This is a genomic window from Tenacibaculum jejuense (assembly GCF_900198195.1).
Classification (GTDB): Bacteria; Bacteroidota; Bacteroidia; order Flavobacteriales; family Flavobacteriaceae; genus Polaribacter; species Polaribacter jejuensis.
Map to the genome: position 1 here is coordinate 3300998 of NZ_LT899436.1, position 15774 is coordinate 3316771.

11 protein-coding genes are annotated in these 15774 nt (G+C 32.8%); all 11 read right to left on the reverse strand.

The genetic code is table 11. The features are described 5' to 3' along the window. Positions 1–60: 60 nt before the first annotated feature. On the reverse strand, positions 61–2541 hold the full coding sequence (locus AQ1685_RS14415) for a glycoside hydrolase family 2 protein (RefSeq protein ID WP_095073285.1): 2481 nt from the start codon (positions 2539–2541) through the stop codon (positions 61–63). A 29-nt stretch (positions 2542–2570) separates the two neighbouring features. Then, positions 2571–4697, reverse strand: coding sequence for a beta-galactosidase (locus AQ1685_RS14420; RefSeq protein WP_095073287.1), 2127 nt, complete (start codon positions 4695–4697; stop codon positions 2571–2573). A gap of 17 nt (positions 4698–4714) precedes the next feature. Further along, entirely contained in the window at positions 4715–6277 is a 1563-nt protein-coding gene (locus tag AQ1685_RS14425; RefSeq protein WP_095073288.1) for a sugar porter family MFS transporter, read from the reverse strand. Positions 6278–6284: 7 nt separating this feature from the next. Then, positions 6285–6971, reverse strand: a complete 687-nt coding sequence (locus AQ1685_RS14430; RefSeq protein ID WP_095073290.1) for a bifunctional 4-hydroxy-2-oxoglutarate aldolase/2-dehydro-3-deoxy-phosphogluconate aldolase — start codon at positions 6969–6971, stop codon at positions 6285–6287. A gap of 91 nt (positions 6972–7062) precedes the next feature. Next, positions 7063–8109, reverse strand: coding sequence for a sugar kinase (locus AQ1685_RS14435; protein ID WP_095073292.1), 1047 nt, complete (start codon positions 8107–8109; stop codon positions 7063–7065). Beyond that, positions 8110–9228, reverse strand: a complete 1119-nt coding sequence (locus AQ1685_RS14440; protein ID WP_095073293.1) for a glycoside hydrolase family 117 protein — start codon at positions 9226–9228, stop codon at positions 8110–8112. A gap of 6 nt (positions 9229–9234) precedes the next feature. Then, entirely contained in the window at positions 9235–10326 is a 1092-nt protein-coding gene (locus tag AQ1685_RS14445) for a mandelate racemase/muconate lactonizing enzyme family protein (protein WP_095073295.1), read from the reverse strand. 5 nt (positions 10327–10331) lie between these two features. Continuing rightward, positions 10332–11786: an aldehyde dehydrogenase gene (gene aldA / locus AQ1685_RS14450; RefSeq protein ID WP_095073297.1), complete on the reverse strand. Its 1455-nt coding sequence runs from the start codon at positions 11784–11786 to the stop codon at positions 10332–10334. A 24-nt stretch (positions 11787–11810) separates the two neighbouring features. Continuing rightward, entirely contained in the window at positions 11811–12575 is a 765-nt protein-coding gene (locus tag AQ1685_RS14455) for an SDR family oxidoreductase (RefSeq protein WP_173862381.1), read from the reverse strand. 17 nt (positions 12576–12592) lie between these two features. Continuing rightward, positions 12593–13612: a zinc-dependent alcohol dehydrogenase gene (locus AQ1685_RS14460; RefSeq protein WP_095073300.1), complete on the reverse strand. Its 1020-nt coding sequence runs from the start codon at positions 13610–13612 to the stop codon at positions 12593–12595. Positions 13613–14104: 492 nt separating this feature from the next. Beyond that, positions 14105–15718, reverse strand: a complete 1614-nt coding sequence (locus AQ1685_RS14465) for a tetratricopeptide repeat protein (RefSeq protein ID WP_157730240.1) — start codon at positions 15716–15718, stop codon at positions 14105–14107. Positions 15719–15774: the final 56 nt, after the last annotated feature.

The following is a 15774-nucleotide window of genomic DNA, read 5'->3' on the forward strand; positions in this document are numbered from 1 at the left end:
AATTTATACTTAAGTTATTTATTTGGATTATTTACTTATTTAATAGTACAGTTAACTCAATTATTTTTCAAATCCTCTAGCTACAGGCATTACTTCATCTGCTTCTTTATAACCAGTCTCTCCACCTAAACTCGGATAATATCTAAAATAATTCGCCCAACCGTATTTCTGTTTTATATCAAAAGCCTCTTTACCAATTGCTTTTAATGTTTCTTTATCTTTCTTTTTATCTGCTACTAACAACATGTAATCATTGGCTGATAATTCTTGTCCGTTCTCATTTACCAGATTAATTTCTACATAGAATTTATCTCCTAATTTCCCTGGCACACCACAAGAAACATCTATGAACTTTTTCGAACTATCACCTAAAATTTGATCAATTTCATAAAACTCTTGTTTCACTACAGATTTGTTTGCATCTAAAAATTTGATCATTGTTTTAGAGTTTTTAAATGATTTGTAATAATCATTTACAATCCATAATTCTCCTATAAATTCTTCTCCAGGTAACCAACGTCTGTTATCATGTTTCATTGTAATTAAAACCGGCTGATATGCTTTTTTTACATAATCGAATGATAATTTCTTTTCTTGGTAATAATCTACAATTCCCCATTTCATATCTGGTGCAAATGTGATGTAATGACAAATACAAATGGCACTAGTTTTAGGTTTTCTAGTTCTGAAATGTTCTAATGCATATTGAAAGATGACACCTTGCGCAATTTGAGTAGCTTCTACAAACTTTTCGAAACCATCTCTAGATTGATCTCCTAATACTTCAAAATTCAATGTTCGTAATGCATCAAAATCTGTCCAATGATGTCCCCAACTTGGTCCTGGTGGCCAAATTTCATCTTCAGGAATAAACTTTTTAATACTTTCTACATTCGGACAAGATGAAATGGCTAATTCTGGAATAACCGCATAATCTAAACTTGGAAAATAATCTTCCATTACAAACTCTCCTTCTCCATAGAATAAATCATTAGCGTGGTAACTTTCATTAGGTTTGAAACCTAGATTTAAACCAACTTCATCACTTAAAGGCGAAGACGGAATATAGTACAAAGAAGTGTATGGTTTTATGGCTTCTCCTAATTCATTCACGAAGTTAAGATTGTGTTGCGGATCAGAAGCTGTCATGAATAACTCTTCTGAACCTTCTAATAAAACGATACAAGGATGATTTCTTTGTTCTTTAACAGAAGCAATTGCTTCTTCGAAAACTGCCTTTTTAAACTCTTCTTCTTTAGGAAGCGACAAACTTGCTAATGGTAAAACATCTTGCCAAACTGTAATCCCTGCTCTGTTGCATAATTCATAGAAATACGGAATCTCTTCTGGATGCCAACCGAAAATTCTTAGATTATTAAAATTTGCTTCTTTTGCTAATCTAATTAACTCTTCATATTTACTTTTATGCGCTCTTCCCATAAAAATATCTGGTGGTCCGCCCCAAGTTCCTGAACGCATAAAGTGGCGTTTACCGTTAATCATAACTGTCCAAGGATTTTCTACTTGCTCTCTAGTAAAACCTGGATTATGTTCCATTTTAATCTCTCTAATTCCGAAAGTTGTTTCAGTAGTATCGTGTAAATTTTCACCTTCTAAAACAGTTACTTTCGCTTTGTAGAGATTTTGATCTCCTAAATCCCAAGGCCACCAAAGTTTTGCTTCATCAATAACTAAATCAACATCAAGCTTTTGTATTCCTGTATCAACATTTATTTCTTTTGAAATTCTATAAATTTTTGAATCGAAATTTTCTCCTTCAACATCTATTTGAAGTTCTAGTTTTTTCGATTGATCTGTATGGTTTTCTAATTCAACTTCAATGTTAAGCTTTGCAGAATTTTTAGAAAGAATTGAAAGCTTTACGTAAGTATCTTCAACAGTAACATTCCCCATAGCTTCTAAATACACTGGTTTCCAAATTCCTGTTGGAGGTAAACTTACCCAATAATCTCCGTGCCAAGCTGGCTTTCTTCCGGCAACCTGACTATATCGTCTTGGAGCTGGATGCAAACGAACCATTAACACATTTGTTCCGAAACGTAAATTCTCGAAACGAATGACTTTTGAAACATCAAATTTAAATTTAGAGAACATTCCTTCATGAGTTCCTAAAAACTCTCCATTCAACCAAACATCACAAGCAAAATCAACTCCATCAAAAACCAATTGAATTCTTTTTTCAAACATTTCTCTTGGAACATCGAACTGACGTTTATACCACCATTCGTTCTCTGGAACCCATTTTGCTTTTAAACTATTTCTACCAAAATGTGGATCGTCTAATCTTCCTGCTCTCCATAAATCTGTATAAACATCTCCTGGGACTTTGGCGTAAATCCAATTAAACGAATCTCCTGTGATATCAAAGTTAAGTTCATGAAAGCCAGTTTTTACTCCTTCTCCTGGTCGAATTCCTTCCATTTGCCAATTGTTTCCACTTAAATCGAAAACAATTTTTTCATTGGAATTAATTCCTTTTCTACTCATTTTCTCTTTTTCGTCTTGACTAATATTTTTCATTTTATAGGTAGATTTGGTTTGATTTCGTTTTATTTTAAATGATGATCTCTTCGATATTCATACATGTTGTAGGTGGTTTCTTTCACTTTTTCAATAACTTCTTCAAAAGGATTATCGCAAACATCTATAAAACCAACATTATAATTTTCGCCATCAAAACGACCTGTATTGGGTTCATCTATATACTGAAACCAATGTGCGCCAATGATATATGGATTTCGTAATGCTCCTTGAATATAATCTTGATACATTTGACCTCGTTCAGCTTGATTTTTTGCTTTTTTTACCCCAACATGGAAACTTCCTCTGTCATTAGCCCCAAAGTGAAACTCACCAATCATTACTGGTTTGTCTACATCTTTAGGTAATGAGAATTTTTCTACACTGTATTCGTATTTATTGAAACTCATGATGTCTAAATACTTACTCGCAGTAGACAAAACCACATCGTTATTTGCCCAAGCAAAACGACAACCCAAATAGTTTTGATGAGGTGCAACTTTTTTAATTTCGTTATGAACAATTTTAAAATATGTATCTGCTATTTTTTTATAGAAAACTAACAAATCTTCTTCTGCTAACTTTACGTTAGGTTCATCTGTGACTTCTAACATATTGCTCCATGAAGTATATTTTGCTCCCCACTTTTTATTGAGCTTTTCTATGCTTACATATTTAGCTTTTAAATCATTAATGAATTCAATTTTAGCAGGTTGATCAGCTGGACTTTTTAATGTTCCTACTGAAAGCGAACCTAAAAGTCCCCAAGACAATTCGTTATCTATAAAATATCCTATACACCAAGGATCGTTGGCGCCTTCTTTTTGACTTTGAATAGATTCTTGAACAGCTTTTCTGAAGTTTGGATCGAAAACATCGTGCATTGGTCCCCAATATCCTTTTGAACCTAAAATTTTTGGTGTTTCTTTAATCCAAATTGAACCTACGTATGGAGTTCTTCCTTGTCGTGTTGCTCCAAAATCAGACATGAATCCGATGGTATTCATTCCCCAATCTTTAATTCTTTTATGAGCGATATCTTGAAATTTTTCTTTCCAATTATCTCCATATTTTCTGTAGAGGTTACTTTGATAAAAATTGTACGTAGTGTAAGGAACCTTATCGAAATAAAAACCATGATTAGGAACAAACTTGGTTTCTTGATAAAACTGACCTAATTTTTCATCTTTACTTGGCATTGAAGAAAAATAATTTTCTCTTTCTGTAATTCCTGTAGCGACTGAACTAGATGACACACAATTTAAACCGGCAGTCCAAAATAAATTTCCTTCCGGATCAACCATCCACCATTTCCCATTCACTTTTTCAGTTCTAAAAAAACCTGTAGCTTTAAGTTTTGGTCCGGCTGTCCAACCTCCATATTTTCCAATATTCGGTGCTCCTTTACTAGCCTCTAAAACTTTTAATTCTTTATTTGCCTTTGCAATTAGTTCTTTTTTAGAATGGATTTTACCTTTCCAATCGGCATGTTTGTACTGACCAAATTCATCTATAAATGGGAAGAAATTATTTGCATCTTTTTCTTCATATTTCCCTACAGCTCTTACATTATCAACTGTGAAGTTGTTTCGTTTTGTTGCATATCTTGAATTGAATGTAATTTCTGTCACTTTGGTTAAATCTGCTTTGATTTTCCCTGGCGCTCCATTCATTCCCTTGAATTCTATTTGCGGTTTGTTAATCCATGGTGTCCAAGCTAAATCAACCACTATTGTTTTTGCTTCACCAGGTTTTAAATCAACATAATCAGAACAATACCAACGTAACAATAAATTAGGATCGTTACCAACAAACATTTCTACTTGAATATCTTCTTCTCCGATATTCTTTACATCTGCTTTTACCTGAAAATAGCTAGATAAATTCCATGGAGACGCTTTCTCTGCCAACAACTTTACTCCTGGTTCTTTTATAGTAAATCCGTTATTGACTTTTATGTAATTATTGTTAGTTTCTTCTACAAATTCAAAAGTTGCATCTTGAGCTCTTATATGTGATTTTTGCTGGATATTTTCAAAGTCAAACAATACCAATTTATGCTCTTTTTCTTCTTGTTGAGATTGATGGTTACAGCTTAAAAGTATAATTAAACTTGCTGCAACTAACACATACTGTAAAGAGAACTTCATTTTCATTTTCTTATTTTTTTGAACTATTGCTTTACTAGAATTTCTTCTAACTCTTCTAATGATTTTCCTTTTGTTTCTGGTACTTTAAACCACACAAAAGCAAATCCAATAAGCGCGAAAAGTCCGTAGATTAAAAATGTTTTAGTACTTCCTAAAGCAGATAATTGCCACGGAAAAAGTAGTTGTACTAAAAATGAAACAGCTAGATTTATTAATCCTACAAATGAAATTGCTAACCCTCTTATTTTATTAGGAAATAATTCTGAAAACAACACCCACATTACTGGACCAATTGACATAGCAAACGATCCTACAAAACCAATAATTCCGATAAGAATTAAAATTGTATTCATATGTGTACCTACACTTGCAATTGCTCCTTCGTGTAACTTATATTCCTTTTCACCTAACAGTAAGGAAATTTCTTTTTTGAATTCAAGATCATTTTCAAATACTTTACCTTGAATTGTAAGTAATTTATCTTTCTGAAGCGTTTCTGGTAAACTTTCAATTGCATCTGCATCTAATGAATACGTAGCAGAGTTAAATCCGTAACTCAATAAAAACAAACAAATAGCAATACCAGCCATTCCAATAATTAATAATGGTTTTCTTCCTAATTTGTCAATTGTAAAAATTGCTAAAACTGTAAAGATCAAATTTGTAAAACCAACTAAAACAGCTTGCACAAAAGAAGCATCGGTTCCAATTCCTGTTTGTTCAAAAATCATTGGAGCATAAAATAATACAGCATTGATTCCTACAATTTGCTGAAAAATTCCCACGATTAAACCTATCGTAATTACTTTACGCATAGATTTACTAAAGAGATCAGATATTTTTGATTTCTCTTTATTTTTATCTTCTAGAATACTTTGTGTTACTTCTGCTACTTGATTTTGAGCTTCTTCTTTTGAAATTACTTTTTCTATAACAGCTAATGCTTCTTCTTTTCTATCTTGAATAATTAACCATCTCGGACTTCTAGGCACTAGAAATAATCCAAGAAAATAAAAGATTGCTGGAACAGCTTCAATCCCTAACATCCATCTCCAATTCCATTCTTTTAATCCGAGAATTTTTACCCATTCTGCATCAGTTTCTCCCCACTTTAGAATGAGATAATTTGTGAAAAATGCGATTGATATTCCTAAAACAATATTTAACTGATTGATTGAAACTAACTGTCCTCGTTTTTCAGCAGGAGCAATTTCAGCAATATACATTGGAGCAATAATTAAAGAAGCTCCCACAGCTAATCCACCAATTAATCGAAAAATGATTAACCAGAAAAAATTACCTGCTAATCCAGATCCCACAGCTGAAACTGTAAACAATAAAGCCGCATATTTAAGTAATTTTCTTCTTCCGTATTTATCACTCATCGGACCAGCAATAAGCATACCTAAAGCTGCTGTAAGTGTAATTGAACTCACTGCCCAACCTAACTGTAATTTTGATAAATTAAATTCTGGTTCAATAAATCGTACTACACCAGAAATTACTGAAGCGTCAAATCCTAAGAGAAAACCTCCTAATGCAACAATTGCTGCAATACGGACTATGTATAATTGTTTACTAGACATATTCTTTTTAAGTTTTTAGATTATAGGTTGTTTTTAATTCTTTTATTAAATTGATTGTTGATTTTACTGTTTTCTCTAGCTTGTTAAAATCTTTACTTTGTATCATTTCTTTAGAAATTAATTTCGATCCGATACCAACACAAGTAACACCTGATTTGAACCAAGCTTCTAAATTTTCTCTTTCTGTAGATACGCCACCAGTAGGCATAATCATCGTCCAAGGTTGAGGTCCTTTTACAGCTTTCACGAAATTGGGACCATAAATTCCTCCAGGGAATAGTTTTACAATTTCACAACCCAATTCTTCTGCGTTTGCTATTTCAGTTAAACTTCCACAGCCTGGAGACCATAATACTTTTCTCCTATTACAAATCTTTGCTATATCTTCTCTTAAAACAGGAGTTACGATAAAGTTTGCTCCTAATTGCATGTATAAAGAAGCAGAACCTACATCAGTAACAGAACCGACTCCTAATATCATTCCTGGTAAATGTTCTAATGCGTATTTATTTAATTCTTCAAATACTTGATGTGCAAAATCACCTCTACTAGTAAATTCTAATAATCGTGCTCCTCCATCATAACATGCTTTTAATATTTGTTTGCTTAAATTGATATCTTCATGATAAAAAAGTGGCACTAAACCCGTATTTATCATGGTATTTATTACTTCTAATCTTGAATACTTTGCCACTTTTAATCTTTAAATTTTAGATGTAAGAACTCTCAGTAACATCTCACTGACTTACCGTATTTTTATAATTATTACTACTTTTTTCTGTTATTTATCTTGAAACTCTACCTGAAGCGTCACCTTCCATGAGTTTTTCAACTTCTTCTACAGTCATTAAATTCACATCTCCCTTAATTGTATGTTTTAAACAAGATGCTGCCGTAGCAAAGTTTAATGCTCTTTGGTTGTCATTCATATTTTCTAATAAGACATAAATTAACGCTCCCATGAAAGAATCACCTCCTCCAACTCTATCTACGATATCTGTTATTTCATACTTCGGAGATTCATATAATTTAGCACCATCGAATAAAATCCCCCCCCAGGTATTGTGCGATGCTGATATAGAACCGCGTTCTGTTTTTATAATCTTCTTTATTATTGGAAATTGTTCTTGTATTTTTTTACAAACAGATAAGAACTCTTCTTTCTTTTTTTCTGATGTATTTAATGTTGTTGAAACTTCATCTGGAAGAATATTGAAGAACATTTTTGCGTCGTATTCACTACCTAAAATGATATTACTATACGAAGTTAATTCAGTCATGATTTTTTGTCGAGTTTCATGATTACAATACTTCCAAAGTTTTGCACGGTAATTAAAATCAGTTGAAATAGTTATTCCTTTTGCTGAAGCAGCTTTTACTGCTTCTAAACAAGCTTCAGCTGCACTTTGAGAAATCGCCGGAGTAATACCACACCAATGAAACCAAGTTGCATCTTTTAAAACAAAATCCCAATCGATCATTCCTTTTTTAATTTGAGACATTGCAGAATTCTCTCTGTCGTAAACAACTTTACTTCCTCTACTTACAGCTCCATTTTCTAAGAAATAAATACCTAATCTATCTCCTCCGTAAATGATATTATTGGTGCCAACACCTCTTTTTCGCATTTCCATAAGAGCGCATTGTGCAATATCATTATCTGGAATTCTCGTAATAAAATCTACGTTAACTCCATAATTAGCTAATGAAACAGCAGTATTGGCTTCACCTCCTCCAAACTGAACATCCAAACTGTTAGCTTGAGAGAATCTTAAATATCCTGGAGGTGATAATCGCAATAGAATTTCACCAAATGTTACAACTTTCTTCATCTATTCTCCCCTTTCTCCTTTTGCTGTGTGATGTTTCATTTTCCAGGTTGTAAATCTTCTGATATACTGATAATCGTCATTCATATATTCATGAGTTAATCCCCATCGAAGAATTTCACAAGGTTCTTTTTCTATATCTGCTGTTCTATTCAATCCGATTGCATGAGGCGCGCCTTTTACTACAGCTTTGATGTCAAAATTAATTCCGTCTGGCGCCCATTGAACCGTATTTTTTTCTGGCCCATCAGTCGTTATTAAAGAAGCAATTCCTCCGTTATATTTCCAAACGCAAATCTCATGACCACTATTTGAAATTGGATTATATTCTGACTTTACATAAGGACCTTTAGGATTATCTGCAATTGCAACACCATGCCTGATTTGTCTTCCTCCAAACGTAATTGCTTCTCCCATTTGCTCTCCTTTGTAGTACAAATAGAACTTATTGTTATAAGGAATAATACATGGATCGTGAACTTTATGACTATCGAAATCTCCTTTCTTTTCTACCATAAAGCGATTGTCTTTATCTCCTTGCCAAACTCCATTATCAGCTGGACTTAAAATTGGTTCTTCCGATTTTGTCCAAGGTCCGTGTGGAGAATCTGCCCAAGCTAAACCTACTTGATTTTTAACTCTAACATTGTATGGAGATTTTACAGTTTGATACACTAAGTAATATTTACCATCGTATTCCATAACTTCTGGAGTGAAAACAGATCTATCATCGTAAGTTCCTTTTTCTCCTCTTTTTACTGCTACACCTTCTTCTTTCCATGTGATTCCATCATAAGAAGTGGCATACCAAAGATCGCATCTGTCCCATGGAAATACTTTTTCCTTTTCTATATCTCCAGCAAAACCATCTGTTGGACCAACAGATTTAGAATACCATACGAAATACTTTTCATCGTGCTTTATCATTGCACTAGGATCTCTTCTCACAACACCTTCTTCGTATGCTAAGTCTCCTTTTAAATTTTCTACTTCGTATTCAAAAAACCATTCATTACCTAAATCAATCGGCCATTTTAGTGCTCTTTTACTGGCAGCACTTAACTTATCTTGATTTGTTATTCCTAGAAAGTCTAACTGCTGTTCTGTTATATTGTTACTCATCTACTTTTACTTTTTAAATGGCTGCAGCTTTTCCCAATCAAACTCTACTCCAACCCCGGAAGTGCTTGGAGCCACAGCCTTAAAATTTTCTACCACTAAAGGTCGTTTCGTATATTCATCAATCGGAAAACTATGTACTTCTAACCATCCTGCATTCGATTGAGCCGAAACTAAACTCACATGTAATTCTTGCATTCCGTGTGAACACACAGGAATATTATTTTCCTTTGCCAATTTTGCAGCTGCTAACCAACCAGTAACTCCTCCACAATTAGAAGCATCAGGTTGTATAAAAGAAAGCTTTGCTTGATCCATTGCATATTCAAATTCATGGATTGTATGTAAGTTTTCTCCCATTGCTAAAGGAAATCCTGTTTTATCTACAATTTCACCATATCCTTTATAATCGTCTGGAATAATTGGTTCTTCAAACCAAGTAATATCAAACCCTTTAAAACGTGCTATCGCTTCAATAGCCTTTTCTTTGGTCATAGAATAATTCGCATCTACCATGAAAGTGATATCTGGTCCGATATGATCTCGAACAGCTTTAATTCGTTCTATATCCTCATCTAAATTTTCTTTTCCTATTTTTATTTTTACTGCATTAAAACCTCTGGATATATAATCATCCATGTTTTTCAACAACTTTTCAATAGGAAACATTAGATCGATACCTCCGCAATATGCTTTACAAGTATTTGAAGTTCCACCAGCCATTTTCCATAAAGGTTGATTGGATTTTTTACAGCGAATATCCCATAATGCAATATCTACAGCAGAAATCGCAAAAGATGCTATACCTCCTCTACCAACATAGTGAATATGCCATTCCAAAAACTCATAAATTGCTTCTACATCTGTTCCTTCTTTACCAATTAAAGCGTTTGTAAAATCATGTTCTATCATCGCTTTAATTGCGTAACCTCCTTTTCCTCCAGTATAAGTATAACCAGTACCTTCGGAACCATCTTCTAGAGTAATCGTTACTGTGACTAACTCAAAATGATAGTGATCTCCATGCTTTGCATCAGAAAGTACTTCTGGCAGAGGAACTTCGAAAAGTTTAACTTCAATATTTTTTATTGCTGTACTCATAAAAACTATGCTTTATGTCTCACGTAGAAAGTTTTCTTTTCTAAATATTGTTCGAAACCATACTTTCCATCTTCACCACCAGAACCTGATAATTTATATCCGTTATGAAAACCTTGATGTTGTTCTCCGTGACCACGATTTACATAGATTTCTCCAAATTCAAGTTCTTCATTACACTTCATAATCGTGCTGATATCGTTTGTAAATACCATAGCTGCTAAACCATAATCACAATCGTTAGCATAATCTATTACTTCATCAAATGTTTTGAATTTTAAAACTGGTAGAATTGGCCCGAAAGATTCTTCATGAACAATCGTCATTTTTTGTGTTACATTAGTCAATACTGTAGGCTCAAACCAAAAACCTTTTTCAAATTGAGTTCCTTCTGGTCGTTTTCCACCAGTGGCTAATGTTGCTCCTTCTTCTAAACTAACTGCTACTAAATGCTCCATGTTTTTTAACTCTGAAGCATTTACTTTCGGCCCCATATCCGTTTCTTCCAACATAGGATCACCAACTTTAAGTTCTTTCACTTTAGCTATGAATTTGTCCATAAACTCATCATAAATTCCTTCATGTACATACATTCTTTCATTACAAGTACATACTTGCCCGCAATTATCAAATCTAGAATGCAAAGCTGACTCTACAGCCGCATCTATATCTGCATCTTCAAATACAATGAAAGGAGCTTTTCCTCCTAACTCTAACTGTACATGAGTTAAATTTTGGGCAGCATTTCTGGCAATTTGTTGTCCGACAGGTGTAGAACCTGTCATTGTTACCATTTTCGTTATTGGACTTTCTACAAGAGCATTTCCCATCGCTCTTCCTGGTCCGGTTAAAATATTGATAACTCCAGCAGGAATTCCAACTTTATTTGCTAAATCTCCTAACTCTAATGTAGCCAATGGTGTTTCTGAAGTAGGTTTGATAACAACAGTATTTCCAGCTACTAAAGCTGGGCCTAATTTTCTACCCGCTAGAGCTAAAGGGAAATTCCAAGCAGTGATAGCTACCACAACACCTCTTGGAATTTTTTGAATCCAAATTTGTTCATTTGGGTTATCTGAAGGAATAATATCTCCTTCAATTCTTCTTGCTCCCTCAGCTGCATATCTGATAAACGAAGCTGTGACCGCAACTTCCATCTTAGCGACTTTTAATAATTTTCCTTGCTCTTTTACTAAAAGTTTAGCCAAGCGATCAGATTCTGCATCAATTTCATCTGCCAATTTATATAAATACTCTCCTCTTGTACGAGCAGGTAATTTTCTCCATTCTTTCTGTGCTTTTTCAGCAACTTTTAATGCTTCTATAGCTTCTTCTGGTGTTCCGTTTTGAACTGTTGCAACAATTTCTTCTGTTGCAGGACAAACAACATTTATAGTTTCTCCAGATGACGATTTTTTCCATTCGCCATTTATAAATAATTGATATTCTTTTACTGTTGACATGATTTAGTTGTTTTTAAGTTTAGTTTATCTTCCCATCCATCCACCATCTACAAGCATTACAGAACCACTCATATAGTCTGAAGCTTTAGATGCTAAGAATACTACTGGACCTGCAAAATCTTCTGGTTGTCCCCATCTTCCAGCGGGAATTCTAGATAAAATAGAAGTTGCTCTTTCTGGATTATTTCTTAAAGCTTCGGTATTATCTGTAGAAATATAACCTGGAGCAATTGCATTTACATTTACTCCTTTTCCTGCCCATTCGTTAGCAAAAGCCATAGTTAATTGTCCGACTGCTCCTTTACTTGCAGCATAACCTGGCACTGTAATTCCTCCTTGAAAAGTTAATAGAGAGGCTGTAAAAATGATTTTACCTTCCTCCCTTTTTACCATTTCTTTACCAAACTCTCGAGTTAAAATGAATTGCGCAGATTGATTGATTTCAATTACTTTATCCCAATATTCATCCGAATGTTCTACAGCAGGAGCTCGTAAAATAGTTCCAGCATTATTTACAAGAATATCTACTTTAGGAAAATCTTCTTTTACTTGTTTGATAAACTCATATAAAGCCTTTCTATCTCCAAAATCGCATTGATAAGCTTTAAAAGATTTTCCAATTGCAACAACTTCTTTCTCTACATTACTATTTTCTAATTCTAATGAAGCAGAAACTCCAATTATATCTGCACCAGCTTCTGCTAATGCAACAGCCATTGCTTTACCTATTCCTCTTTTACAACCTGTTACTAATGCAGTTTTACCTTCTAAACTAAATTTGTTTAATATTCCCATCGATTATATTTTTATACGGATTGACAATCGATTAATGTTTTCATCCCATTAGGATTTTTGTCAATTCCTTCGAAAACTTCTTGAATTTTACTAATTGATTCTACTCCCGTAATCATTTCTGAAAATGGAAGTTTATTATCATTGATTAATTGAATTGATTTTTCATAGTCTTCTTTTTCATAAACTCTTGCTCCTATCAGCTTTAATTCTTTCCAGAAAAACTTGAAAAGATTTACAGGCTTAGGTTGGCCATGAATCGCCACCATAACAATTCTCCCTCGTATTCCAGATATTTCAGTCATGATATCTAGTGTGGATTGAACTCCGGCAACTTCAAAAACTACGTCGGCCAATCTTCCTTCAGTTTTATCTTTTACATAAGCAACCAAATCTGTTTCTATTGGACTAACAGCTTCCAATCCCATTTCTTTTGCCTTTGTAATTCTACTTTCATTAACTTCCGAAATAATAACATTAGCTCCCATTTCTTTTGCTACTAAAGCGATTAGCATTCCGATTGGACCTCCGCCTAAAACAACAGCATACTCGTTCGGTTTTAATTCACTCATACGAACATCGTGTGTTGCCACAGAAAGTGGTTCTACCAATGCTGCTAATTTTAAATCTGTTGTATCTGGAAGTTTGTGAAGTGTAAAAGCTGGAACATTCCAGTATTGTTGCATGGCACCAGGACTATCAATACCTATGAATTTTAATTCTTCGCAAATATGATTAAAACCTTTATCAGATGGTTTAGCCAGTCTATCGTCTAAAGGTCTAACGACAACTTTATCTCCAATTTTATAATCTGTAACTTCTTTTCCTACTGCATCAACTGTACCTGACATTTCATGACCAATAGTTAAAGGAATAGCTACTCTACCATCCATCATTCCATGATAAATATGCATGTCTGTACCGCAAACTCCTGCATATGCTACTTTTATTCTTACATCTCCTTCTTTTGGTGCTTCTATTTCTTTGTCAACTAAAGACAGTTTTTTATTTCCCTCGTAAAAAGTTGCTTTCATCTGATTGAATTTGATTTGTTGTTGAGGTGAACACCTCTTTGTAATTAATATTTACTACTCTAAATGCTTCTAAAAAACATGACAGCTTTCATTACATAATTTGAGTGAGTTAAAAATAGAAGAAAACAGTGCGAAGAGTTTAATTTAGATACTTGACAAAAACTTTACAAGTACTAATTATGAAGTATATAGCAGTTTTTTAATGCTATCTAAAAATGTAGCTTCATAGCTTATTTACTAATCATTAGAAGATTTTCAATCATATAAACTTCGATTTAAAAGTAAGGTTTAAAAAACATGAAAAAGCATACTGTAATTATACTTTGTTCATTTTTAATTAAGATTTTCGCTATAAAACTCAATATTGAAATGACAAAAAAAGACTCGATTACTTAATACATTCTTAGTTTCACAACCCATAAATTAAGATTATCACTTTTACTTACATGTAAAACAACAATAAAAAAGCAACTAGAAATAGTTGCTTTTCTCTTAAATTGAATTGATAAAATCTTCTAAATTTATACTTCTATCTAAATTCATTTTTTTACGGATTCTGTGTCTAGACGTATGTACAGACTCAACAGATATACCTAAAAGCTTGGCCATATCTTTACTTGAAAAATTTAGTTTTATTAAGGCACAAATCTTTTGATCTCCTTGACTTAGATTTGGAAAACGCTCAAAAACCTTATCGTAAAACTCTTTGTTTACATCAACAAATCTCAACTTGAATTCTTCCCAATTTTTATTATTACTTACAGAGATTGTTCTTAAAACATTATTGATTTCACTAACTTTAGACTTGTCTGTTTTTGCAGTTTCAATTTTATTTTTCAGCATTTTTAAGAGTTCGTCTTTTTCTATAATTTGTAAGGCTGATGTTGCTAATTCTTTATTCTTTAGATCTAGCATTTCGTTCTTCTTCTTAATCTCCAACTCTTTACTCATTTCTAACATTTTCCTTTCAGAAAAATGCTTATACCTTAAACGTTTGACATATGAAAATCCTATTGCTAATATGAATATAATAGAGATTAACAACACAATTCTTTGTAGGTTTTTAATCTTATCTTCTTGCTCTAACTGCTTTAAATATTGCTCTTGTAGTAGTTGATTTTGTTTCTCTTTCTCTATCAGATATTCGTTTTTAATTTCTATATGGTTTTGATTTCTTTCACTACGGATATCAAACACCTCCTGATCTAATTCTTTCTCTTTCTTTAAATTAACAAATGCTGATTTGTAATTCCCTTTTTCAGCATAAAGCTTTGCTAACTGCCCATATATTAATGCTGTAAAATCAACATGACTATTGTATTTTTTTGATGTTTCTAAAGCGTCTAAATAGCACTTTTCACTCTCTTCAAATTTCGAAATTTCAAAGTATGCGTCTCCTTTATATTTATTAAACAACACTAAATAAGTCGGTGAATTCTTCTTAAACCAAGGATACAATTCGTCTAATAATTCAATTGCTTTTTTACTATCTGATTTTATAAACTGACAAGCTTTCTCAAAATCAATAAAAGCTTTCGCTACTAAAGATTCTTTCTTTTTGTAATACATGTAGCAACTATCTAAATAAGCTTTTGTTAACGCATCATTATTCAATTCTCTGTACGTAGCTACTAAAGAATAATAATATGGAACTAAATTTACTTTAGAAAAGTTATTCTTTTTTGTAATTGCTTTTTGAATGTTTAACGCTTTCTTTAAATATTCTATGGATTCTTTTTCTCTTTTATGATAAGAGAAGATTCTTCCCAATCTATGATATAAAACTGATTTTAAACTTTCATTTTTAGATTCATCAAGCATAATAACCGCCTTCCACAAAATCTCATATGATTTGGCATATTTTGCATTATTCTCATAAACTTCACTTTCATTCAAAATACTATAAATTGCCTTTATCGTATCTTTTTGCTGTATGTACTTATTATAACTTTTACTGAACAAGTAAATCGCACTATCTGGATGTTCTAAACGAATTTTAATTGCCTTTTCGTAAACTTTATCTGGATCGTTATCTTGACCTAGAACTTGATTCATAGAAAAAAGGAAAATGATAAAAAATAGTAGTAACGATAATGATTTATGCATGACTATTGTATTCTTTGAAAAGTTAATTTGCTAAACAATATTAATAATAAAACTGG